This is a genomic window from Brumimicrobium sp., from assembly GCA_023957385.1.
GTDB lineage: Bacteria > Bacteroidota > Bacteroidia > Flavobacteriales_D > Crocinitomicaceae > Brumimicrobium.
This window is the reverse complement of record JAMLGZ010000001.1, coordinates 1,549,005-1,575,136: the sequence shown is the minus strand read 5'-3', so window position 1 is coordinate 1,575,136 and position 26,132 is coordinate 1,549,005. Positions and strand designations below refer to the sequence as shown.

The window sequence follows — 26,132 nt, the reverse complement described above, 5'->3', positions numbered from 1 at the left end:
TATAATTAACTTAAACATTCTCATCTTTTACTGATTCTCAATATCTAAATTTCATTCATTTTGATATATATATTAAATTCAATTTTATCATAGTTACAAAGCCTTTTTACTTTGCAAATGAAACACCTTTTATCTGTCTTATTTTTTATTCCTCTTCTTGTATTTTCACAAGTTGGACAAGTAAATATTACTGTTTACGATGGAAATAGTACAGAAACCATTCCTTTTGCTAGCGTCAGAATGGGGGATTTTAGGGGACTAACCGATGATTTTGGAAAGATTAGTTTCTCTGACGTTCCCTATGGAAAGTACACACTGATAGCTACAATGCTTGATTCAGTTTCTATCCAAATAGATGTAAAGCAACCCATTTTACAAATAGAAACACGAATAAAATCTCCCATCGAATTGGAAGAGGTTAAGGTAACTGGTTCTTTTATTCGAGATGAACGCAAAACCCCTATTTCTGTAACTAAAATTGAACCTCAGAAAATTCAAGAAGAATTAGCATCCCGTGATATACCAATGTTGTTAAACGCTACTCCTGGGGTATATGCAACACAACAAGGAGGCGGTGAGGGTGATGCTCGTGTTTCTGTGAGGGGATTTTCTCAAAGGAATGTAGGTGTGCTAATAGATGGTGTTCCTGTAAACGATATGGAGAATGGAGCTGTCTATTGGTCAAATTGGTTCGGTTTAGACGTTATTACCGGTGGAATTCAAGTGCAGAGAGGATTAGGAGCTACTAAAATATCCATGCCATCTGTAGGAGGAACAATTAATATCTTAACCCAAGGAATTACTTCCAAGATGAAGGTTTTTGCCAAACAAGAATATGGCTCTGGTAATTTGCTAAGAACTAGTGTAGGTTATAACTCTGGCTTATTAAAAGGTGGATGGGGAATCACCTTGGCTGCATCGTTTAAGAAATCTGATGGAACAATACTAGGAACTCCTTCATTAGGTGGATTTTACTATGCTAAGATACAAAAGAGATTAGGAAACCACTTACTTTCTTTTTCAGTTTTTGGGGCTCCTCAAAAGCACGCACAACGAGCATATAATCAAAAGATACAGTATTGGGACTCAACAGCAGCTATTAATATGGGGGCCACTATCACTTCTGCTTCATCGTATGATAATGGCTATGATTTTAATGAACATTGGGGTTATATTAATAAGGATTATAAAAGTAAAAACGTCTTTCAAGTAGGTGGTAAATCTATTTATGCCGAACGTTTAAACTATTTCTTAAAGAACCAATTAACCTTAAAAGATTTCTGGGTAATTAATGAAAAACTAAGCATGTCCAATATCGTATATGCTTCTATAGGGAAAGGAGGTGGAACAAAATTATTGAAATTCAGTTCAGCCGCAAAAGATGAGAATGGACAAGTTGATTGGAACGCGGTTATAAAGAACAACCAAGAAATTGATTTCTTTGGCCAAGTTCAACCTACCGTTGATCCAAACTATTCTCCTACCCTTTTAAAGGCATCTAATGTCATGACCTCCTCCGTAAACAATCACTATTGGGTGGGATATTTAGGGCAATTTGATTATGAGATTACTAAAAATTGGAATTTTGCTGCTGGTTTAGATTATCGTTTTTATCGCGGAGAACATTATCGAGAAATTACTGACTTGTTAGGAGGAGATTATTTCATCAATAATGCAGATAAAAATAGTAAAGATCCTATGAAAAAGGTTGGAGACAAAATTGCTGAGCAACCTTATGAAGCACACCGTTATGGATATGTACAATGGGCAGGGATGTTTGCCCAAGCTGAATTTTCCAATGCAAGGTGGTCCGCCTTTATTAATGTTACAGGAAATGTAAATGGCTATTCAGGAGTTGATTTTTTTAGAGCGCGTTCTATCCAAATAGACGATACCACACTTTATATTGGGGCTTTTGATACAATTACATATAATGGAGAAGATTACACCACCGATTCTAAAGGAGTGGATTATGACAAAACAGGATATAAATGGATTCCTGGTGGAACTGTAAAAATAGGTGCTAATTACATCATTGCAGAACATTCTAACGTATTTTTAAACCTAGGGTATCTTTCAAGAAACCCTATGTATTCAAATGTAATTGACAATACATACAACCATTTCTTTAATGAAATCAAAAATGAAATCATTCAGGCTGTAGAAGTGGGATATAATTTTAGACTTAAGAAAGTAGCATTTTCTGTAAATGGATACTTTACTAATTGGAAAAACAAACCTTTCCCTAATGGATTAGCTGTTCCAAATCCAGATGATCCGATGGAGACAATCCGTGTAAACATTCAAGGTATGGATGCTATTCACATGGGAATTGAATTTGACGGTGTTTGGAAAATTATTAAACAATTGAGTCTCGAAGCTTCAATTTCTTACGGAGATTGGACTTGGAATTCATCCAAAACTATAGTTCTTCCTGCCTATAATAAAGAAATATCTTTCGACGCTAAAGGAGTCCACGTTGGAGATGCGCCACAATCCATGTATATGGCTGGTATACGTATAGATCCTATTAAACATTTATATTTTAAAATACAATACCAATATTTTGATAGATTCTACTCTGACTTTAATCCATTTATTTTAAAAGGGCAATATGCACGTCATGAATCGTGGAAGGCTCCAAGCTATGGACTTCTCAATATATATGGTGGATATAAATTTATTTTCGGTCAAAAGACCAAATATGCATTAACACTTAACGCAAGTGTAATTAATACAATTGGTACCCGTTATATTTCGGATGCCGTTTTATCGAATACGTATGGTCCTGGATTTGACATCAACTCCGTTGGTGTGATGTATGGCCCCGGACTCAAGTTTAACGTAGGTTTAAGTTTTGATTTTTAATTAAATAGTATATATATGAACAAGAAAATCCTTTCTTTATTTGTTGCGTTTTCTACTGCATTCTTTGCATTCTCACAAGCAACTTTACCAACATCTTGTGATTTCACAGGATCTGCACTTCCAGCTGTTGGATGGTCTAGTAATTTAGCCGAATACTATACAGGATCTGGAAACCCTGCACCTGCTTTTAAGTTTGGTGTTACAGGAAGATATCTTCTAATAAACGTAGCTAGTGCACCTGGCAATGTTACTTTTGATTTAACCGGAAACAGTTTTGGAACAGGTTCTTTTGAACTTCAGGAGTCTGTAGATGGAACAACATTTACAACTGTAGCTACTTATGGAAATGCTGAACTTGCCGGAGGAAGTTATTTTTCAAATAATAAAGCATTGGATCAAAACTCTAGATGGATACGTTTTATCTACATAAATAAAGCAGGTGGAAATGTCGGTTTAGATAATGTTGTAATCAATAAAGTTACTGTAACACAGCAGCAAATGGCTGTTATGGTAGATGGCGCTCAATCTACAAATAATGCTTCTTATATCATTGGAGCAAACGTTGGTTCCAATAATATCCTCCCATTTGACGTGAAAAATGATGGATCTGTAAATGCTTTAACTATTAATAGTATCGCCATTTCTGGAGCAGATGCTAGTGAGTTTTCATTAAATAATATTCTAAGTTTTCCGCTTACCATCAATGCATCAAGCACAGAAAATATTGGGATTGACTTCACTCCTACTTCTGCTGGAACTAAAAATGCAGTTGTAACAATCACTTCAGACGACATAGATTTTCCAGTATTTACATTTAATCTAATTGGATACGGAGATAACTTGGCAACAGAACCAACAGAACAAGCAACATCTCTCTCTTTTTCTGATATTAAAACTTACCGTTTTAAAGGAAACTTTATCGCTTCTCCTAATACAGATGGATACCTTATTCTAAGAAAAAAAGGAAGTCCTATTACAGAAGTTCCTGTGGATGGTACAACATATAATGCTGGAGATGTTATTGGAGGAGCAAAAGTGCTGAAATCTACGAATAATACAACATTCTATCCCAATGATATCATAGCTGGTACTGATTACTATTTTGCTGTATTTTCTTATAATGGACTTGGTAGTGGAAGAAATTATTTAACTACTTCTCCTTTAACAGGAAATATCACCACACTTACAGATATTATTCCTGCTTCTGATTATTCAGGAATTAATACATCCTCTTCCACTCTTGTTTCAGATTTACACGACATTATTGCCCCTCATTTTCAAAACTATTATAGTGATTATGCAGCAAAAATGGCAGAGAAATTCTATGGAAGAGATACAATTAATGGAAAGAGAGTAGTTACTTGTACTTATACTGGAAATAACTACCAGTATGATTATCCATTTAATTTTGCTAACTCTGGAATGTCACGTGAACACACCTATGCAAATTCATGGTTTCCTGTGACTGATAATAATGCAAACTATTACAGTGATTACCACAACCTACTATTGGTAAACCAAAATGATGCAAATGCTATCCGTTCTAACTATCCATTTGGAGAAGCAGTAAGTGATGTTATCCAATCTGTTGGGGGATCAAAATTTGGAAAAGATGCAAATGGAAATTGGGTGTATGAACCTAGAGATAATGCCAAAGGAGCTGTTGCTAGAGCCATCTTCTATATGGCCGTTCGTTATACAGAAAATGGACAAAACTGGAAGTTACCTAACTATATTTCAGCATCAATTGCTTATGGTCAAGAGCAAACTATTTTAAAACAATGGAACATTAATTTCCCACCATCTAATTTTGAAATTGCACGAAATGATTATATCGACTCTCTTCAAAACAATAGAAATCCATTTATCGATCATCCAGAATATGCTTGTTTCATAGATTTTTCAGATATGAATCATTTTATTGATGGATGTGGCTCACTTTCAATAACAAAAGAACAATTGGAGCAAGCTTTTATCGTATATCCGAATCCTGCTTCAGAAACTATATATATTGCTGTAGATGGCGCACAACTAGTTAGTTACAGAATAGTAGATATGGAAGGAAGAATAGTGAAAGAAGAAGCTACTAATCATGTTATTGCAAAAGAAATATCTATTTCAGATTTGAATAAAGGCATGTATTTTATTCAAGCAACAACTGAATATGGAGAAGTTTCTAAAAAAATAGTTATAGAATAATAGATTTCAAACCACAGAGAATGGCTGCTTTGTAGAAAGTAGCCATTTTTTTTTTATATCGTTACCCATTGTGAATTTGCAAAAATAGTAATAGAATTATTTAAAAAGATAGACCCCGAGCAACCAAGGTTCTCGGGGTGACAATTGTGAGGGGAGAGTATCGGTCGGCAAAGCCGACCGTCTGATCCTGTCAGTCCTCGATACCATAATTTATATTTTATTCTGAATACACAACGGGTTATCGTTTATTTAACAGTCTTAGTTAGCATGGGAACAAAACTGAAATTTCCAAAAGTTTCTTCTTTCCATTCATCATTTCCCAATTTAGTTAAACGCATCATCACTTGTACTTTACCTTCACCTACAGGAATCACCAACTTCCCTCCTACTTTCAGCTGATCTTTCAATGCCTCTGGTATGAAAGGAGCTCCACAGGTTACTAACACCCCATCAAAAGGTGCATACGTTTCTTTTCCCTTATATCCATCACCATAAAATAAATTAGGTGTGTACCCCAAATGAGCTATAACTGTTTTAGCTTTAATAAATAATTCTTTCTGTCTTTCTATAGAGATAACTTTAGCTCCCATAGCACATAAAATAGACGTTTGGAAACCGCTCCCCGTGCCAATTTCAAGAATTCTATGCCCTTTCTGCACTTCCAATAGTTGTGTTTGGAAGGCTACTGTAAAAGGTTGACTAATTGTTTGCCCTGCTCCAATCTGAAAAGCCATATCAGAATACGCCTGATTCATAAACGAGGTGTCCAGGAAAAAATGACGTGGTACTTTATCAAAAGCTTCTAGAATTGTTTCATTAGTAATTCCTTTATTTCGAAGTTCTTCTATAAGTTGCCTTCTTAAACCTTTTTGTCTGTACCCATCAATCATGCAACAAAAATAGAAAAAATCATAATCAATGCTCTTCAAACTTTACCAATATTCTCTTTCCCTTATAAAAGCTTTCAACACATTATACTAAACTTATCAAAATATAAATTTTCAAACAGAAAAATATCGGTACTCAACTTTCAATTAATTCTTGAATAGTTTATTAATTTTAGCAAAAATTATAAAAATTGGGATTCTTAATTACCTTACTATATTTCCTTTTCTTTGTTTCCATTACCTATTGGATAAATAAGAAATATATATCTAATATCCCTACTTATACTCTTCCTATCCTTTTTACTTTAAAGACAGGATATGCTGCATTCTTTCTATATATTTATACTTTTCATTACGGAGGAGGAGAACTCACTATGGATGCGGGGATGTTCTTTAAAGAAAGTCAAATTTTGTATCATGTATTCAATCAATCTCCAACAGATTATTTTCAATTCTTATTTGGATTAAATGATGACCCAGCATTTATTGATAAATATTTAGAAGCCACCTCACATTGGAATTCAGGGTTGCGCTTTTTACTTAATGACTCCCGCAATGTAATTCGTGCAAATTCGCTGATTTTATTTTTATCTGGAGGATACGTTTTTGTACATTTTATCATTTTTAGTTTTTTCTCCTTTTTAGGAGGCTTTGATCTTTTCCAATGGCTTAAGAAGAAAACTCAGATACCACACGTTTTTCTTTTAATCATATTAACCCTAGCTCCTTCCGTAGCATTTTGGAGTTCAAGCATCATTAAAGAGCCCCTCATGATTTTAGGATTATGCTTATTACTTCGAGGGCTATTTGATAATTTATCCATACAAAGTAAGAGCTGGCGTATTCTATTAGGAATTCTACTCATGATTGGTTTTAAAACTTATGTAGGTATTTTCATACTTCCTGTTATAATTTATCTCGGATGGAGTTATTTCTTCAAGAAGCAATGGCTTGCTTTTTCCCTATTTTTAGCTATAGGAATTTTTGGAATTGTTGCTATTAAACTATCTAACAAAGTTGCCTATATCATCTCGAATCAACAAGAAGATTTTTATAATGTAACAAATGGAGGACTGTATTTAGAGGGAGATAAAGAACATTATTATTACATAGAATATAGAAACCGAGATCATTTTAATTTTAGTAATGAGTATGCTACACTCACTGACACTGTAACAGCTTTTAAAATGAAGAGAAATGAAAACTATAAGCGTTTTCCTTTTCAACTAGACAGCATTGGGAATGCATACAAAGTTCATTTAAATTGGGACATGGCAGGGAGTAGAGTATATATCACTCCAATTGAAGATAATTATTGGAAAATGTGGATGATCGCTCCTGAAGCGCTCTTCAATGCATTTTGTCAACCCATCCCTAATAAAAGCAGTACTTGGTTACAGTATCCAGCATTATTAGAAAATATCATATACATTATCTCTCTAATTTTAGCTTTCTTCTTCTTTCCAAAACAGCTAGAAGATAAAGATAAACGAATCATTAGTAGTTTATGGGTATATGTTTTATTAATTGGACTCATAATTGGGTGGACAACCCCTGTTTCTGGCGCCATTGTGAGATATTTCATACCTGCACAAGTTGCACTCTTAGTTATATTTATTTTGAAATTTGATTATATAAAATTCAAAAAACGATTTTTTACTTAATCACTATATCTCTACTCTAAATTCGGTTCCCTTTCCAAGTTCTGAACGAACATATATCTTCCCTTCATGCATATTAATGATATTTAAGGTAGCTGTCATTCCTAATCCTAATCCATTTTTTCTATTCGAAAAGAAAGGATCAAATAAATTAGCTAACGTTTCTTCATCCATCCCCTTTCCATTATCTCGGATATACACTGTTGGGATATCGTCAAAACAGTTTACAATTATAGTTAGTACGGGTGTTGATACCTCCTCCATAGCTTCAATAGCATTCGTGATAATATTTGTGAATGCTATCTTTAGCTTTTCTTTATCCCATTCTCCTATTATGGGCGAATCACATATATTTTTTTTGAGATGAATATTTAAGAGTTCTATTCTATCCTGACATAGCATAAGAGACTCTGCAACCACCATACGTAAATCGACAGACTCTTTTGTCAACTCTTGAGGGCGAGCCGATTTAATCAAATCATCAATTAAGGTTGAAATTCGAGAAGTATTTCTTTCTATCATCTGATTGAGCATAACTGCATCATCATTGGAGGTGATACTTTCTAATTCTCCTAAAGCTAATCTAATGTTGGTTAAAGGGTTTCGTATTTCATGTGCTATCATACGTGCCATTCTCCCCGACATGCTATGTTTTTCTGTTCGTTTTAGCTCTTGCTCTTGCTCCATAATTTTTGTTAAATCACTAATAGCAACATGGTAGAAATCCTTATCAGAAAGCTGTGATTTAGGTAATGCTGCAATAGAAATGCTAGCAACAACATCTCTATCATAATTCAATAATATTGTTTTAAATCCCTTAACTGCTAGCTCTACCTCTAGATGTTGTTTCAAACTATTATATTCCTCTTGAGATTTAAAAAGCTCGCTAAACTGAAGATTATTAACCTGTTCATTACTAGGTTTTAACTGATCAAAAACATCTAAAAATGAGGAATTAAATTCTATAATTTGAAAATTCTCATTCAGAATTAAGAAAGGCTCTACACTCAGCTCAAAAAGATTTCTATATTTCTGTTCTTGCTCACGTATAAACTGTTGTTGTTTATAACGATCTAAAGCATAACGGATGGAACGCTCTAGCATTTCAGGTTTAATTTCTTCCTTAATTAAAAAATCAGAAGCTCCTAATGCTATAGCTTTTGCTTCGATATCTTTACTGCAATTTCCAGTTAGTAAAATAATAGGTTTTCGAAAATTTCTCTCACGTAATCGTTCCACAATGGCCAACCCTTCTTTCTTTCCAAAAAAATAATCTATCAAATAAACATCATGTGTCTCCATCAAGATTTCTTCTTCAGCTAATTTAAAATCGCAGCACCAATTTATCTCATAATCCGCCTCATTTTCTTCTTTTAAGAAACGAGTAATGCTATAAAAATCATCTTTCTTATCTTCTATGATTAATATTTTTATCATTTGGTTTTATTAATCGTTTAATAATCCATAAGTATTCAACTTATTATACAATGTTTTTCTATCTACCCCAAGTAGTTCAGCTGTTTTCGATTTATTATTTTTAGCCAACTCTAAAGCTCTAACAATAGCTTTTATCTCTGCCTTTTCGGTAGCATCTTTTAATAATAAGGAATCCGTTTCCACTTGAACAGTATTACCTGATTTATAATTAATTACTTCTTTAGGTAAATCCTCTTTATAAATCTTTTCTGAATTAGCCATTAAAACAGCGTATTTCACTACATTTTTAAGCTCTCTTGTATTTCCTGGCCACGGATAATTAGCTAATACTTGCCATGCTTGTGCATCAATTCCTTTAACCTCTTTAGTTAGCTCCTGATTCGATTGATTTAAGAAAAATTGAAAAAAAGCTTCCAATTCTTCTCTATTATCTCGTAGTGGTTTTAACTCAATTTGAAATTCATTGATACGATAGAATATATCCATCCTAAAGGTTCCACGTTGAATTGCCAATTCTAAATTTTCATTAGTTGCCACAATAATACGTACATCAATAGGAGTTGTTTTTTCACTACCTACACGCTGTATTACTCGTTCTTGTAAAGCCCTTAACAATTTCACTTGATTTTCATACGAAAGATTTCCAACTTCATCTAGAAACAAAGTTCCATGATTGGCCAATTCAAAACTCCCTTTCTTATCAGAAGTCGCACCTGTAAAAGCCCCTTTTACATGACCAAAGAGTTCGCTTGCTGCTAATTCTTGTGTCAATGCCCCACAATCTACAGGTATAAAGGCTTGATCATTACGGGGTGAAGCCTCATGTATCATACGAGCCACAACTTCTTTACCCGTTCCACTTTCTCCAATAATTACAACTGTCATGTTTGTAGAAGCAACCAGAGAAATCTTTTTTTGTAATTCATCAGAATATTCACTGTCAGGTATAAGGTATCGGGTATGCACAAGATTTTTTTGCTCCTTATCTTGATTGACTGTTTTGTTTTCCAACCGACTTGCTTCTCTTTTATTAAGCGCATCTTCAACTAGGAATAGAATTTCTTCCGGATAAATAGGTTTTGTAACATATTCATAGGCTCCTTGACGAATCGCTTTTACAGCCTGATTTACATCCGAATAACCCGTAATTATTATAACAGGAATATCTTTTCTAATCCCATTAATTATCTTTAGCATCTCAAAACCATCCTTGTCGGGTAAGCGAAAATCAGAAAGAACTAAATCAATTCTTTCCTTTTTAAGAATTTCCAATCCTTCATTTCCACTAAAAGCAATACGTACTCGAAATTCTTTCCGCTCAAAGAAACGTTTTAAAAGCATGCAGATATCTACATCATCATCAATGATTAGAAGCGTATATTTATCCATTCTTTACACATTTATCAATTGTTGTATGTGTTGAATAAATTGTTCTTTTTCAAAAGGTTTTGCCAATAATCCCATTGCCCCTGAGATTTCTACTTTCTTACGCTCTTGCCCACAATTAAATGCTGAAATAACTAAAACACGAACATTCGGGTTCACTTCTCTCAATAATGGCATTATCTGGTAACCATCTCCATCAGGCAAACAAAGATCTAACAAAACATAATCTGGAATGCATTTTTTTAAGACATCTGTTGTCCCTCGAACTGAATCAGTCTCCATAATCTCAAAATCAAAATGTTGCTTTAAAATTGATTTATACAAGATTTTGATATCTAATTCATCCTCTACTATCAATAAAATTGGGCGTTCCTTCATATCATTCTTTGTTCTTCTGACTAAAAAACAAAACAACACATACTTAGTTCAAAAATAGTGTATTTTTTTAAAGATTGTGAATTAATATACCTAAATGTAGATATTTTACACACATCATTTATTGGAAATATTCCCAAGTCACTAGATCATCAGAAAACAATCTTCCAATAATAGGCTCTAAAGTTCCATTTAATTCTTTACTCCTATGAATAATTAGTTGGTTAATCCCCTTAAAATCGTTTTTAAATTCTGATAATTGGCTAGGCTTGTCAATAATCTTTAAAATAAATTGATGATTTTGTGTAAGACACATATCTCTCCATTCATCAATTCGCTTAAGTGTCTTCTCTATTCGAATTGATTTTAGATCTTTAATGAGAGGAATAAATTTAAATGATTGCTCTTTTAACTGAATGATTACAAATATTTTATAGTCCTCATCTAAAGTAAAGAATTGCTCCTGTAAAAATCCAGGTGTCAATTCATCTTCTTGTATGTATATCAAATATGCTTTTGAGTCCATATATTGATTAAAAATAGAACAAAAAGGCTTGATTCATTGACAAATAGGTATGATTAAAATCAGTTTTTAGAAAATTCATCGTAGATACATCAGCATAAAGCAGACTAATTCAACGGATAAAAGCTACTTTCCGATACAAAAATTCGCAAAGATATTACCCAAGACATCGTCTGTAGTAATTTCCCCAGTAATAGATGATAAATGACGAATCGCACTTCTAATATCTAAGGCTAAAAAGTCTCCAGTTACATTTAAATCCATTGCTTCTTCCACCTTTGACAAATCATTTAATGCATGATAAAAAGCTTGGTAATGTCGAGAATTCACAACAATGGTGTCACTTTCAGAAGATAAAGATTCTACACATTTAGAGAGTTCGGTCTTTAATGACTCTATACCTACATGTTGTTTAGCAGAAATGGATAAAACGGGATATTTAGTACTATATAAATTAAAGTTATTTGAAGAATTCTCTGTCTTATTGGCTAATAAAATAATAAATAAGCCTTCTCTCTCCAATTTTTGTAGATCAACTTCTACATCTTCCTTGCTTAGTTCATTTGCATCAAACACATAGAGTAAAATATTTGATTTTTTCACTTCCGATAAAGCACGTTCTACACCTATTTTCTCTATTTCATCAGTAGCTTCTCGAATTCCAGCCGTATCAATAAAATTAAATACTACACCATCTATGGTTAAGCGCTCTTCAATTGTATCTCGAGTAGTTCCTGGAATATTGGAAACAATTGCGCGTTCCTCATTAAGTAAAGCATTTAACAAGGTGGATTTTCCAGCATTTGGGCGACCTGCAATCACCGTATTCACACCATTCTTGATAGCATTCCCATAAGCAAAAGAATCTACTAATTGCTGAAGGCGACCTTTTAATTCATCAATAAGTTCTTTCAACTGCTTTCTATCGGCAAACTCTACATCTTCTTCTCCAAAATCTAATTCCAATTCAATCAAGGAAACAAAATCCAATAAGCGTTGACGTAAATGCTGAATATGATCCGAATATCCACCACGCATTTGATTCATAGCGATTTCGTGGCTCTTTTTAGAATCTGAAGCAATTAAATCAGCAATAGCCTCTGCTTGAGACAGATCTAGGCGACCATTAAAATAGGCACGCATGGTATATTCCCCAGGGTTTGCCATACGACAGCCGTTTTCTAACAATAAGCGGATAATTTGTTGCTTAATATAACTCGAACCATGACAAGTTATTTCGGTAGTATCTTCACCTGTAAAACTCTTACCTTGATGAAATACAGTAACTAATACTTCATCCACCACTGCTCCTGACTGATCTCTGATTGTCCCAAAGTGAGCTAAATGTGAAGATTGGTCTGTCAGATCTTTAGAAAAGATACGAGAAGTAATTTCAAAAGCTTTTTCACCTGACACACGTATCATTGCAATTGCGCCAACTCCATTTGCAGTTGCTAAAGCACAGATTGTATCTTTATCGTTCAATATTTCCATTCCTTCTCATCCAATTTGGTTTGCAAAAATACGAATCATTTTTGATTGAACAATGTAGGCCTATTGAATAACACACATGTAGTCCTACGGAAAATAGATTATTATCCAATATTTTTTAGAAATTGTGTCAAATCTTCATCCTCTTCAATATTCAGTTTTTTCCGAATTCTGTAGCGAGAAATCCGAACCGCTTTGTAGGTCACATTTCTTAAATTGGCAATATCTTTATTGGATAATCCGAGACGAATAAGTCCACAAATATACTTATCTAACTCTGTTAATTCAGGGTGTTTTTCGGATAAAATTGTAAGAAATTGATGATTTATATTTTCAATATTATTATGCATATCCTTACGTTGATTATCAACACGTAAATTGCTGTTAATGAAATTTATAAGCGTTCTTATTTGAAGTTTTAATTCTTCTGTAGTTTGTTCATTCCCCTTGATATCTATAAGCTGTGTTTTGACATCTCTAATCACATCCTGTTGATGTGAAATGTTAATCGCAAAATCAGTCAAGTTTTTATTTTTATTTTGAATTTCCACTTGGTTAGTTTCATTTTTGAGTCGCTCCATTCTCAAGTTATTTTCAGCTAATTCTTTTTTAATTTTAGATAGTAATAATCTTTTTCTGCTATTCAAAACAATCAATAATGAAATTATAAGCATAGTAATAATTACCATAATAAAAAATTGATTTGTATGCCTCTTTTGCAATGTTAAATACTTGTTTTTGGTATTCATAATTTCCAATTGCTGTTTACTCATAGCTAATTGTCCTGAAAGCACATTACTCAACAAACTTTTCTCAATACCGGAACGGATAACATCTTTCTTCTTTATATAATTTTCACTTAATTTCTCATAGTGTTGAAAATAGAAAAATGCCTTTTCTTTATCACCTAAATTTTGATACACCACAAACAATTGGCGGTAGAAACGCACCATCTCAGGCTCTTCCATCTCTTTATATTCTATAATCCGCTCATGGTTCAATACTTTATTTAATAAAATTTCTGCTTCTTTAAACCAATTCTTTTTAATATAATAATCAACTAGTTCCACACTGGCACCAATTCCCAATAAAACATTACCATAATTGATATTAAACCATAAATCAGCCTGTAGCATCTGAATAGCCGTATCTTGTTTTACATTATTTTGAAGATACAAAGAACCCAAATTCCCTAGTAATAGATACAAATGATTCTTCTCTGAAGTATCTAGAGTATCTTTATTGAGCAAACGCTTTAATCCTAATAAATAATAGGACTCAGCCTTTTCTTTATCATCAATTTGGGTGTAGAAATACCCTGCGTTATTATAACCTAAATTGGTATAAAATCCAATGTTATTTTTTTCAGCTATATCTAATGATTTTAGATAATACTCTTCTGCCTTTGCATGTTCATTTGCCTTCAAATACATTTTAGCAATAAAGGAAGCTTCTAACGATTGAGCATCTTTAAATCCTACTCTAGTTAACAATTGAAAATTCTTTTTGAAAAGTTTAATAGCATTTTCATACTCATCAATAGTCGCATAAATATCTGCATATTTACGACGTATTAAGAACAATTGAACATTCTTGTTCTCATCTAAAGAATCAATTGCATATTGATACCATCTAATACGTTCGGCATATTCATTTTGATCCTGAAGATAATTTGTCACCACTAAAATCCGAGATATTAACAAAGAATCTTGGTGGTTTCTTTTTAAATTGTTCGCATGAATACTAAACTCAGCTTTTACCTCATCCACCTTTTGGTCTATCATAAGTTTTTCTATCTGCTGCCAATTTATAGTTGAACTATTCAACTTGGCTTCTTGCCCAAATAGATGGAAAATAAAAACAAGATGTAGCAAAAAGAATAAAGAAAGGTATTTAAAATTCATAGTATTTCTTATAATTTAATATCAAATGTAACAAATTAAAAATTAAGTCTATATGAATTTGAAAAATTATTACGCATAGGACTACATAATGCCTACTACATGGACTACAATAATGATTTATACATTAAAATAAAACATATAATTAATTTATTATCAGATATTTATAAGACATTTATTTTTTAACATTAAAAAAAAGGACTACATACAAATATAGCGTATTCATAGATAAGAAAATCAAGTAAAAAACACCATACTTTTGTTTCAAAATAACTATGTTATGAAATACATACTCATACTACTTGTGCTTATTTTAACAAGTGCTGATTTATTTGGCCAATATTGTCAGCCTAATCGTCCTGTTCATGGTGGATCAGTTCTTAAAGTAGACCTTATTGAGCGTGTGAATTTAGAAACGCTAGACAATACATCCACCAGATCAAATACAGTTAGCTATTATGATAATACAACGGGATATACTGTCCCTGATTTAAACATAAACACGAATTACACCATTGTTGTACAAGGACAAGGAGGTGGCAAACATACTGCTGCTATTTGGATAGATTTTAACAATAATAACATCTTTGATAATAGCGAGTTAGTTGGAAGATTAACGCAACCATCAAGTGGAACATTCACTTTTAATATAAGCATTCCTAATAATCCATCATTTATAGGAAATCACCGTATGCGTGTACTCTGGCAATACAATGCTAGTACTGATGACTATTACGATGACAAACCTTGTACTATTGATGGATGGGGGCAGACGGAAGATTATACGGTAAATATCATAAATCCAACACCATGCTCAGGAACTCCTAATCCTGGTAATGTTGCCTCTCCTATTGTTTTATGTAATACTAATTCGGGATTTATCTTAAAGACTGATACTCCTCTTGCTATAGGAACGACTTGTCAATGGGAAGTCTCAAATGATGGAACCAGTGGTTGGACAAACGTAAGTGGCGCTACAACTAATCCTTACACATATTCTTCTAGTGTTACTTTGGATAAATACTTCCGATTAAAAGTATATTGCTCAAATTCTGGACAAACTGCCTATTCAGATGTAATTCAAGTTACAGGCTCAACAAGCGCTTATCCGTTTGGACAAGATGAATGGATAGCTTATGCATTTCAATCTGAATACACACATACGCAGTATAAGAATTTAAACACAACTTTTGCAAATTACAAAGGTTTTTACACGCATAAATTAGATGCAATCAATAATTACGGGATTAACACTAAAATAGCATGGGATGAATGGTATTCACCTGAAAAAACAACTCCATTTTACAACGGATTTGATTACTACAGCACCAGTTGGAGAGGATGTAGCAATGTTGGGATTGATAATAGTCTATGGGTTGAAAATGATAATAATTTTAATGGTTCTGGACAGTACACAGTAATCCAAAAACGTAAGGGATTCCCTCCAGGTAATTACAGTATTTATTTTGATAGTTGGGATGATGATTCTTATATTTTCATTAACGATCAACATGTTACTTTTCCTTTAGAATACAATGGTTCTAATAATTCATGGAATAGTACAGGTGGAGATTGGATTACTAAATGTATTTATTTAGATCAAAATTCTACTATTGAACTACGATTACATGCCTCAGGAAATCCAAATTCATTAGTTGTTTCTATTTTACCTGTTAATATAACTTTAGACATTGACGCAGGTCCAAACACCAGTCTTTGTCATGGACTCCAATTACAATTAAATGGTGCTAATAACAGCTCAGGATCTGGTGCTATGACATACACCTGGACAGGAAACGGGATTGTAAGTGGGGCTAACACATTAACTCCAACTGTTGCTCCTAATGGACCAACTACATATCAATTGATAGGAAAATATGAAATGTGTGCTGACACAGCAACTATTACTGTCAGTATGCCCGTAAAAACAGATAGAGTATCCGGAAATGGAGAATCTGCCACTTGTTTTATTAAAGGAAATACCCCTATACACTTCTATGATGATGTGAATGGACATTATATTGGTTCTATTAATCCTCACAACAGACAAGGTTGGGTGACAATGACTTCTTACCTAGCAACTTTTAATTCCGTACCAGGAAACGGAGATGGAACTATGTATGCGTGTAACACAAATTATGAAGGATACCGAACTGCTTATATGAGTAGAAATTTTACTGTAACTCCAGGTACAGCAGGCATCTCGGGATCGGGAAATATGGATATTCATTTCCCTTTTACGCAAGAAGAATATACCGACTTAAAGAACAGAAGTGGAGGGAATGGATTGCCTTTAAACTTAACCCCTCAAAACAGCTTAGATGATGTATTAAATCTTAATGACATTGTAGCAACTCGTTACGATGGGCCAAACGAAAATAACACACCTCTTGATAATTGTAGCGCTGGATCAGAAATCGTAGTAAATCAATCTGGTAGTGGTCTTTTATCAAGCGCATACACGTTAAGTCCAGCTATTATTAAGAATGCTGCAGGGATTGGAACAACCCTTAATTATGCATATTTTACTACTACGAGTTTCTCCGAATGGACCTTCCACGGTAAAAACGGAGGTTCTCCCCTACCCATAGAATTAACTTCATTTTCAGCGTCTTGTGATGAAGATGTTACGCTAACATGGATAACACAAACAGAAAGTAATGTTAGTCATTATGAAATATATTCTTCCCGTGATGGATATACTTGGGATTATCTTACTTCAATAAATGCAGCAGGAAATTCTATCCAAACACAATCCTACCAATATATAGATAAGAAAATAGGAAATCTAACTTATTATCGATTAGAATCTGTTGATTTTAACGGTTCTAGAGATACATATGGACCTATTTCTACCACTTGTAACAATACTTCTTCTTGGAGTGTTTATCCTATTCCAGCTACAGATAAAACAACCATTAATATACTTGCTTTAGAAGATGAAAACGCGCAGTTAGTTATAATGGACGATAATGGAAGAATTGTATTCTCAAAAGAAATAGAAATAATATCTGGGAATAATCAATATGAAATTGACATTCAAAAATTAAATGCTAGTGTTTACACTGTGTTTTTAAAAGGAAACCACAAATTCAAACCACTTAAGTTAATTAAACTATAATATAGTAAGTAGTGTGATGGGAGCGTTGAAAGACGCTCTTTTTTTTTTGTTTATACTAATGGTAGAATAGATAGATAAATAATACATATAACTCGTTGTGCATTAAGAATAAAATGTAAATTATGGTGTCAGTCCTCGATATAATTTTTCTGCGAAAAATCATGAACTGTGTAAAAAACCAAATATTTCACACAGTTCATGATTTTCGACGATAGGAGAAAAATGCATGACCTGAGCATATCGAAGGATATCGAGGACTGACAGGGTCAGGCGGTCGGCAAAGCCGACCGATAGTCTCTCCTCACAATTGTCACCCCGAGAACCTTGGTGCTCGGGGTCTATCTTTTTAAACAATTCTTATTTGTTACATCTTTACAAATTCAATACAATCCATGTATAGTAGAAATTATTGATCATATTTATTTTTGCAAATGCACAACGAGCTACATATCGAATTCATCAAAAAATACACTATCTTTGCTTTTCAAAATTTTCCTTATGTCAGACGATAAAAAAATAATCTTTTCAATGCATCGCGTTAGCAAGTCTACGCCTGCTGGTAAACAAATTATTAAAGATATTTCACTCTCCTTTTTTTACGGAGCAAAGATTGGAATCATTGGTCTTAACGGTGCCGGTAAATCAACTGTAATGAAAATCATTGCAGGAATTGATAAAAATTACCAAGGTGATGTTTCTATTGTTGAAGGATACACAGTTGGATATTTGCACCAGGAGCCGGAATTAGACCCTTCAAAAACTGTTAAAGAAATTGTGCAAGAAGGTGTACAAGAGACTGTTGACTTACTCAAAGAATTTGAAGACATCAATAATGCATTCATGGATGAGGAAATCTTGAACGATCCGGATAAAATGGATAAATTAATAGACCGCCAAGGAAAAGTCCAAGATAGAATAGATGCTATCAACGCATGGGAATTAGATTCTCAACTAGAGAGAGCAATGGATGCACTACGTTGTCCACCAGATGATCAAAATGTATCTCAATTATCGGGAGGTGAACGTCGTCGTGTGGCTTTAACTCGTTTATTATTACAAAAACCAGATATCTTATTACTAGATGAGCCTACGAACCACTTAGACGCAGAGTCTATTCTTTGGTTGGAACATCATTTATCTGAATATCAAGGTACAGTTATTTGCGTAACACACGACCGTTATTTCTTAGATAACGTGGCTGGTTGGATTTTAGAATTAGATCGTGGAGAAGGTATTCCTTGGAAAGGAAACTACTCGTCATGGCTAGAACAAAAGTCAAAACGACTACAACAAGAAGAAAAACAGGCTTCCAAACGTCAAAAGATGTTAGAACGAGAGCTAGAATGGGTACGTATGAACCCGAAAGGTCGTCAAGCTAAAAACAAAGCTCGTTTGAGTAATTACGATCAATTAATGTCTGAAGATATCAAGGAAAAAGAGCTGAAACTTGAAATTCCTATTCCAAATGGACCACGTTTGGGTAACAACGTCATCGATGCTGTGAATGTGGCTAAATCTTTTGGAGATAAATTATTATACGATAACCTTAATTTTAGTTTACCTCCTAATGGTATAGTTGGTATTATCGGACCAAATGGTGCTGGTAAAACCACTATCTTCAAAATGATTATGGGAGAAATCCAAGCTGATGCAGGTGAGTTTAAAGTAGGTGAAACTGTTCAAATCGGATACGTTGACCAAACACATGCTGATTTGGATCCAAATAAATCCATTTTTGATGTGGTAGCAGGAGGAGTGGAATTAATTGAAATAGGAAATCAGAAAATTAATGCCAGAGCCTATCTTTCTAAGTTTGGTTTTTCAGGTTCTGACCAAAGCAAGAAAGTTGGGGTGCTTTCAGGAGGTGAAAGAAATCGTCTGCATTTAGCTATGACGTTGAAATTAGAAGCGAATGTGTTACTTCTTGATGAGCCAACGAACGATATTGACATCAATACCCTGAGAGCCTTAGAAGAAGGAATCATGAATTTTGCTGGATGTGCTGTAGTTATTTCTCACGACCGATGGTTCTTGGATAGAATTTGTACGCATATCTTAGCATTTGAGGGAGACTCACAAGTATATGCATTCGAAGGAAGTTTCTCAGAATACGAAGAAAATAAGAAAAAGAGATTGGGAGATACTACTCCTACCCGATTGAAATATCGAAAGTTGAGTGTTGGATAATTTCCTTACTTTTTTCTTGTCAAAAAAGTAGGCAAAAAGACAAGACAAAAAAATGCTGCCTCCCCGCTCTGGCAAATGCTTGTAAGGACGTACGATCGTACGTCCCCACGGGTATTTGCCATTCACGCGCGCTGCTTCCCGCTTTTTTGTCTGGCCGACGCGCTTTGGGTTGGCTTTTCAAGAGGAGGAAAATGAATATAAAAAGAAAATTCTTTAAATAACAATTCTTATTTTGAAAATAATTTCTTACATCTCACACTTTGTAGAATCGAAGATTTTAATTTGTTTGTGTCTTGGAATTATCGTAGTCATAATAAATACAAGTATAAAACTAGATAACCCCCCCCTAATAAAATAAGTAAAAAGCTAAAAAGAATACCTAACGGAGTATTATGTTTCGAAATATTAAACCCTGGCCCCCCAACAAAATCAATATCCTGTTGATATTTCTTCCATGACAATAGATTAAATTTATAATATAGAAGTGAATAAGCAAGGCTAACTGAATACAAGAACACTCCCTGTATGCCTTGTTTTGTTAGTACATTAAATAGCATAAATGATAAAAAACTCAAAACAGACAACAAGAGAAGTGAGGTATCATTCAATTTCAACACATACCTATCTCCACTGGCAAATAATACAATAAAGTATCCAACAAAAAGAAAATAAACTGGATCTTCTTGAATATTTAGAAATGCTATAATGGGAATTATAAAAAATATGACGATTATGAGTATTATACGCAAATATGGTGGAATCCTAATCTTCTTCATAGAGTTTTATATTTGGAATCTTGAAGTCTCCAATTCATAATCGAAAGATACAAATTTTAATTTATCACCTTACTTTTTTCTTGTCAAAAAAGTAGGCAAAAAGACAAGACAAAAAAATGCTGCCTCCCCGCTTTGGCAAATGTTTGAAATTCTTGCGAAGAAGTTCTTTTTGCAAAAGAAAACGGCAAGCGTCTTCGAGAATTTACTACAGTTGTTTTGGGAATAGCGCAAGAAGTTAGTTTTTTGAAATTAAACATATTTTTTCGGCGAAATTCACTATATTTGATTAAAATCGGTTGATTATGAACATTGATTCTCGTAAAATATTGTTGGCAAAGGAGGTCTTAAACTTAGAAGACGAAAAAATTATTCAAATATTTGAAAAATTGCTGAAAGAAGTAAAACTATCAAACTACGAATCAAGTCTAAAACCGATATCTTTAGAACAATATAAATCAGAAATTCATTTAGCTATCCAAGATGAAAAAGCTGGTAGAATGATTAAAGCAACTGATCTAAAAAAGCAAATTCGAGGATGGAATTAGAAGTTTTTTGGTCTGAGATTGCAAAAAATAAACTGGGAGAAATATTCGACTACTACAAGTTTAGAGCAAGTTTGGCAATTGTAAAAAAAAATCGTAAATGGTATAGTAAACCAAACAATAGAATTAGATAAAATGCCTGAAATGGGGCAGATAGAAGAAATTTTAAAAGACGACGAACGCGAATTTAGATACTTGGTTTATACAAATTACAAGATTGTGTATTTCATAAATAAGAATGCCAAACGAATTGTTATTGCTAATGTGTTTGATACAAGGCAGGACCCTAAAAAATTAAAAACCAAATAGTTTCCTTACTTTTTTCTTGTCAAAAAAGTAGGCAAAAAGACAAGACTGTCTCGTCCTAAAAAAAGTTTACACTTTTTCTCTTTAATCCTGTTATAAATTTACATTTTATTTTAATCCTAAAATTCATTTACATTTTATTTATTTTTGCATTATCGATGGAAACGGAAATAAGCTCTGCTGAGGAGCAACTTATCAGGGATAAATCGACGACCGACGAAGTATTAAACTTTGTTATGGGGCTAACTTTTGTTAGCCCTTTTCTAAATACTTTAGAGGTCTTAATGCCTAAAAAAAACCTATACACACTCTTCACTTTTTTGTTCTTGATTTACTTTTCTATAATATGTTTTCCATTTCCTTTCGCCCTTTTCCACCTCTCCTAAATGAACCTTATTAGGAGTTTGATTCCCAATACTCATGTGAGGTCTATGTTCATTATACAGAACAACCACCTTGTCAAATAACTCCTTAGCCTGCTTAAAAGTTCTTACTTTATAATACTCTAAATATTCTTCTTTTAGTATTCCATTAACCCTTTCTGCAACGGCATTTTCTAACGGATCTCCAGATTCAGTCATACTTATTTGAACATCATAACTATTTAAGAGATTTACATATTTATAGCTGCAATACTGACTCCCTCTGTCAGAATGATGAATAAGATTTTGCGACAATATATCCTGCTTTAATGCCATTTTAAGAGCCTTTAAACTCTCAATGGCTTCAAGAGATTGAGCTAGGTTATAACCAATTATTTTATGACTAAAAGCATCTGTAATTAAAGAAATATACAAAACACCAAATCCTGTTTTCCAATAAGTTATATCACTTACCCATAACTGGTTAGGAGCAGTTGGAATAAATGCTCTTATTAAGTTGGGGTATTTTCTCATCCAGTGATTAGACTGGGTTGTTCTGATGACTCTTTTTCTCCTTCTAATCAATAAAGTATGTAGGGAAAGCAAGTCAAACAAAGCATCTCTCCCCATTTTTATTTGGTGCTCTAGCAGAAAACTTTCCAACATAATGTACAGCTTCCTAGTTCCTATTCTTGGATGATTATTTCTAATAGAAATGACTTCTTTTAATACTAAAGCTTGTTCAATTTCTTGAAATTCTGCTCTATAAAAACTCTGATAATATGCCTGACGAGTAACACCAAACAACCAGCATAATTTGCTTAATCCTATTTTAGGTTGACGCATTTTTATCGTAAAGATTGTTTGGTATTGGACTTTTTTTTAATACTTATTTTTAGCTCCTTTTCTGCAATTTCAATCATTGTTTCATACGCAGTGGCTCTTAGTTCAGAGCTGACTAGTGCCTTTTCTAGCTGTTTAATTTTTTCCTTTAATTGAGTTACTTCTACCGATTCTTTGGCTTTGTTGCTCATAGCTAGTGTTTTAGTCGAAACAAATTTAACTCTTTTCTCTGGAACTTGGTAACCTAGTTGACGCATCCAATTTAAAAGATAACCTTTTTCATGTTCTTGACCGGTATATTTATACCAGATTTCTCTTTTAGTACAATCTGATTGAAGATATTCTTCAATGATTTGCCTCCGTTCTTCTAAATTAAATTCTCCCGAAGATTTTAGTCCTAAATTGACTTTACTTTTTTGCATTGTTTACACTTTTTATGGTTAATAAATGTGTAAACCTATTTCAGGACAAGACAGACAAAAAAATGCTACCTCCCCGCTCTGGCAAATGCTTGTAAGGGCGTACGATCGTACGTCTCCACGAGCATTTGCCATTCACGCGCGCTGCTTCCCGCTTTTTTGTCTGGCCGACGCGCTTTGGGTTGGCTTTTCATGAGGGGGATTGAGAAAGTTTAAAAAATTTACGATTTTTATTTTGTAAAATACTGGTGAACAATTCTTTATATATCACACTTCGTTGGATTGAAGGTTTTTGTTTGATTTTATCTCGGAAGTAGCGTGGCAAAGTTTGGCTTTGTGTGGTTAGGTTGTGTGACTTTGACAATGTGCTTGCAAATAGTGTTGGCTTTATCATGGCGTTATTATGGCGCTATTGGCTTTAATATAGCGTTATTCTTATGAAAGGTAGAAATAAGAACCTGCCCCCTTAGTTTCTGAACTCTTCAAAACTTGTTTATCTGCCAATTGAGATAACTCTCTAGACGCTGTTCGTTCGCTAATTGAGTTTAAAGTTTGGTACTCCTTATTCGTAATCTTTCCTTTTTCTTTCACATACCCAACAGCTTTTATTTGTCTGTCATTTAAACCAAGTCTAAGTAGTTGTTCATCTGTCAAGTTGTTTTTAAAAAGTGTAACTAAAAATCCACCATCTTGCTCAACAAACTCAGGTTCAGGAAGCTCTGCTTGTAGGCATGTTTCAATAATTTTTACCGTTCCGCTACCCCAAGCATCAATTAAACCGCCTTTAAAACAAACTCCTGCAATAATTGGATTCCGTGGATTTGATGAATGTGGACGTTTTAGTGATTCCAAACTAATTCCAGTCGGCAAACCTCCGTCATTCCAAATGTTTATTTTGTCGTCATAAACACGGATTTGGATAGGAGCACCCATATAACTGCGATGTACCAAAGCATTCAGTAACATTTCTCGCATTGCTTCTCGTGGATATTCGCCTGTTTCTATACGATACAATCCTTCAAAATGGATTTTTTGTTTCAGATAGTTATTGTTGAGCTTGTTGGTTACGTTCCGTAATAGCGTAAATAAATTACCTTCTTCCACATCGTGAAATAAAATATTGTTGCCTTCCCAGCGACCAATTTTTACAAAATTAGTAGGATAAAAACGTTCGGGATTCTTGCCAAACAAGACCAATGCACCACGTTTCAAATTACCATTTTCAGTAAGCAGTAGTTTTTCAAAGATTTGTTGGGCTGTCAAGCCAACTACATCTGGCAAACGTCCTTTTTCTTCTGACATTTTTAAGAAAGCCAAAAACGTATTTTCATCAATATCGTCATAAGTTGCTCTCGGTTCAATTACATCATCCCAAGTTTTTCCCGATTTATGGAGTAGAAATTCGTTGAGTGAATTCCCAGTCAATTCCTGTTTGGTACTACCACTACGGTAATAATATCTGCCACGCAAAGAAACAGGAACAGTATAGGGAAGTGTAACAATTTCAATAAAGTACTTTTCTGATTCTTCATGTAAATTTACCTCAACAGTAATTCCCATGGCGTTACGGATTTTGTTGGGAATATCATCCATTAGTTTTTTGTAATCCGAAATTCCTACAACTTTTCCATTATCATCTTTCCCGATAAAAATAACGCCACCTTGTGCGTTTGCAAAACCACAAACCCATTTTAGGTAATCATCGTGCCAAGCACTTTTGTATTCTATATTTTGCTGTTCAGGCATATAATAGCAAATTTAGAAAATATCATTTATAAATAGTTGTGTTTATCCGATTATTCTCAAATTGGATATTATTGTTTAGCTTTTCCTATTGAATAGGTTGTTAATCCGTAAATTAAGAATAGAATACCGTTTACAATGATGTATATTCATGCTCTATAACTTACAAGCTAAAAAAATGCTACTTCCCGCTTTTTTGTCTGGCCGACGCGCTTTGGGTTGGCTTTTCAGAATGGAGATTGGGGAATGGGAAGATAATGTCTCTAATAATTTATGGGGTTTATTTGATTGTACTTCCCGTTGGTCAGTGAGCTTCGCTTCGCTACGGTTATCTCGGAAGTAGCGCGGTTGCCTTGGAAGTAGCGAGGTAATTACTTTTTAATCATCATATCAAAGAATTTGTAATTTTTTATATTACGAGGAGCTATATAATCATATAGAAATATCATATTACCTTTAATAAAAAAATCATCAATTGAAAATAATTTACTTTTAGCATTAAAAGCAATAATCTGAAAATATTTTAACTGGTCGGTAGGGATTTTTATAATATCACTGAATAAAGAATATGAATATTTTAAATTAAATTGTTTGTCAAAACCTTCAAGTCTTAAAAAACCGATAGGACAGGAACCTATAGAAATAAATTTAATAGTTATACTATCTGGATTTGACTTTCCAAAAAAATAAAACTCTACATGGTTTAATGAATCTTCTGAATAGTAACTGTTAAGTTTAATGCTATCCCCTTTTTGTTTAACTTTTAAAGTTACTATTAAATCATTTGAGTTTGATGGAATAAACACACCATTATCGTATTTATCTATAACAATCTTTCCACCATCAATTTCAAACTCAATTTGAGAAAATAGAGGAAAACTTAAAGTTAAAAACAATAGAATAAAATATTTTTTTATATAAATCATTACTTTCTTATAATTTCATTAAATATAATTGGATCAAAAATGCTTGTTGCCTTTTCAGTACCAATTTCCTTTAACCATTTATCATAATCAATACTTCTTCCTTAAAACACTTCTTGCACTTTAGCACCAACTGATAACGGTCCATCTTTTAAGCCCTGATAATTTTCATGTAAGTTTCT

At 33.4% G+C, this 26,132-nt stretch carries 19 protein-coding genes; 7 read left to right on the top strand and 12 right to left on the bottom strand.

What is annotated here, in order from left to right:
• The first annotated feature begins 117 nt into the window (after window positions 1–117).
• Both M9897_06910 and M9897_06905 read left to right on the top strand, forming a co-directional pair.
• A complete protein-coding gene (locus M9897_06910; protein ID MCO5268606.1) occupies window positions 118–2,868 on the top strand; it encodes a TonB-dependent receptor in 2,751 nt (916 codons plus the stop codon).
• Between the two features lie 15 nt (window positions 2,869–2,883).
• A complete protein-coding gene (locus M9897_06905) occupies window positions 2,884–5,067 on the top strand; it encodes an endonuclease (protein ID MCO5268605.1) in 2,184 nt (727 codons plus the stop codon).
• A gap of 245 nt (window positions 5,068–5,312) precedes the next feature.
• On the opposite strand, the gene M9897_06900 is transcribed toward M9897_06905, so the two are convergent.
• Entirely contained in the window at window positions 5,313–5,957 is a 645-nt protein-coding gene (locus tag M9897_06900; GenBank protein MCO5268604.1) for a protein-L-isoaspartate(D-aspartate) O-methyltransferase, read from the bottom strand.
• A gap of 188 nt (window positions 5,958–6,145) precedes the next feature.
• On the opposite strand from M9897_06900, the gene M9897_06895 reads away from it, so the two are divergent.
• Window positions 6,146–7,618 carry a hypothetical protein gene (locus M9897_06895; protein ID MCO5268603.1) on the top strand — a complete coding sequence of 491 codons (1,473 nt, stop codon included), beginning with the start codon at window positions 6,146–6,148 and terminating at the stop codon, window positions 7,616–7,618.
• A 3-nt stretch (window positions 7,619–7,621) separates the two neighbouring features.
• Here M9897_06895 and M9897_06890 read toward each other — a convergent pair whose 3' ends face one another.
• The 6 genes from M9897_06890 to M9897_06865 all read right to left on the bottom strand — a co-directional run bounded on the left by M9897_06890 (window position 7,622) and on the right by M9897_06865 (window position 14,731).
• Window positions 7,622–9,052, bottom strand: a complete 1,431-nt coding sequence (locus M9897_06890; protein ID MCO5268602.1) for an ATP-binding protein — start codon at window positions 9,050–9,052, stop codon at window positions 7,622–7,624.
• A 9-nt stretch (window positions 9,053–9,061) separates the two neighbouring features.
• A complete protein-coding gene (locus M9897_06885) occupies window positions 9,062–10,441 on the bottom strand; it encodes a sigma-54 dependent transcriptional regulator (GenBank protein ID MCO5268601.1) in 1,380 nt (459 codons plus the stop codon).
• A gap of 3 nt (window positions 10,442–10,444) precedes the next feature.
• Window positions 10,445–10,816, bottom strand: a complete 372-nt coding sequence (locus M9897_06880; protein MCO5268600.1) for a response regulator — start codon at window positions 10,814–10,816, stop codon at window positions 10,445–10,447.
• A gap of 118 nt (window positions 10,817–10,934) precedes the next feature.
• Complete coding sequence (locus M9897_06875) at window positions 10,935–11,339, bottom strand: hypothetical protein (GenBank protein MCO5268599.1); 405 nt, start codon at window positions 11,337–11,339, stop codon at window positions 10,935–10,937.
• 123 nt (window positions 11,340–11,462) lie between these two features.
• The gene (gene mnmE / locus M9897_06870) at window positions 11,463–12,821 is read right to left on the bottom strand and encodes a tRNA uridine-5-carboxymethylaminomethyl(34) synthesis GTPase MnmE (protein MCO5268598.1); all 1,359 of its coding nucleotides are present in this window, start codon (window positions 12,819–12,821) and stop codon (window positions 11,463–11,465) included.
• 110 nt (window positions 12,822–12,931) lie between these two features.
• Window positions 12,932–14,731 carry a LuxR C-terminal-related transcriptional regulator gene (locus M9897_06865; GenBank protein MCO5268597.1) on the bottom strand — a complete coding sequence of 600 codons (1,800 nt, stop codon included), beginning with the start codon at window positions 14,729–14,731 and terminating at the stop codon, window positions 12,932–12,934.
• A 277-nt stretch (window positions 14,732–15,008) separates the two neighbouring features.
• On the opposite strand from M9897_06865, the gene M9897_06860 reads away from it, so the two are divergent.
• Window positions 15,009–17,849 (top strand): T9SS type A sorting domain-containing protein, encoded by a 2,841-nt coding sequence (locus M9897_06860; protein ID MCO5268596.1) that lies wholly within the window; start codon window positions 15,009–15,011, stop codon window positions 17,847–17,849.
• A 498-nt stretch (window positions 17,850–18,347) separates the two neighbouring features.
• Entirely contained in the window at window positions 18,348–20,036 is a 1,689-nt protein-coding gene (gene ettA / locus M9897_06855; protein MCO5268595.1) for an energy-dependent translational throttle protein EttA, read from the top strand.
• Between the two features lie 308 nt (window positions 20,037–20,344).
• Here the strand turns inward: ettA and M9897_06850 are convergent, their stop codons facing one another.
• Window positions 20,345–20,812: a hypothetical protein gene (locus M9897_06850; protein ID MCO5268594.1), complete on the bottom strand. Its 468-nt coding sequence runs from the start codon at window positions 20,810–20,812 to the stop codon at window positions 20,345–20,347.
• Between the two features lie 302 nt (window positions 20,813–21,114).
• Here M9897_06850 and M9897_06845 point away from each other — a divergent pair, with 302 nt between their 5' ends.
• Together M9897_06845 and M9897_06840 are read left to right on the top strand one after the other, a co-directional pair.
• Window positions 21,115–21,357 carry a hypothetical protein gene (locus M9897_06845; GenBank protein ID MCO5268593.1) on the top strand — a complete coding sequence of 81 codons (243 nt, stop codon included), beginning with the start codon at window positions 21,115–21,117 and terminating at the stop codon, window positions 21,355–21,357.
• 141 nt (window positions 21,358–21,498) lie between these two features.
• Entirely contained in the window at window positions 21,499–21,663 is a 165-nt protein-coding gene (locus M9897_06840; GenBank protein ID MCO5268592.1) for a hypothetical protein, read from the top strand.
• Window positions 21,664–21,959: 296 nt separating this feature from the next.
• Here M9897_06840 and M9897_06835 read toward each other — a convergent pair whose 3' ends face one another.
• From M9897_06835 to M9897_06820, 4 genes are all read right to left on the bottom strand, one after another.
• Window positions 21,960–22,868, bottom strand: coding sequence for an IS3 family transposase (locus tag M9897_06835; protein ID MCO5268591.1), 909 nt, complete (start codon window positions 22,866–22,868; stop codon window positions 21,960–21,962).
• 2 nt (window positions 22,869–22,870) lie between these two features.
• A complete protein-coding gene (locus M9897_06830; protein ID MCO5268590.1) occupies window positions 22,871–23,287 on the bottom strand; it encodes a hypothetical protein in 417 nt (138 codons plus the stop codon).
• Window positions 23,288–23,719: 432 nt separating this feature from the next.
• Window positions 23,720–25,030 (bottom strand): putative DNA binding domain-containing protein, encoded by a 1,311-nt coding sequence (locus M9897_06825; protein ID MCO5268589.1) that lies wholly within the window; start codon window positions 25,028–25,030, stop codon window positions 23,720–23,722.
• A 368-nt stretch (window positions 25,031–25,398) separates the two neighbouring features.
• On the bottom strand, window positions 25,399–25,953 hold the full coding sequence (locus M9897_06820; protein MCO5268588.1) for a hypothetical protein: 555 nt from the start codon (window positions 25,951–25,953) through the stop codon (window positions 25,399–25,401).
• Window positions 25,954–26,132: the final 179 nt, after the last annotated feature.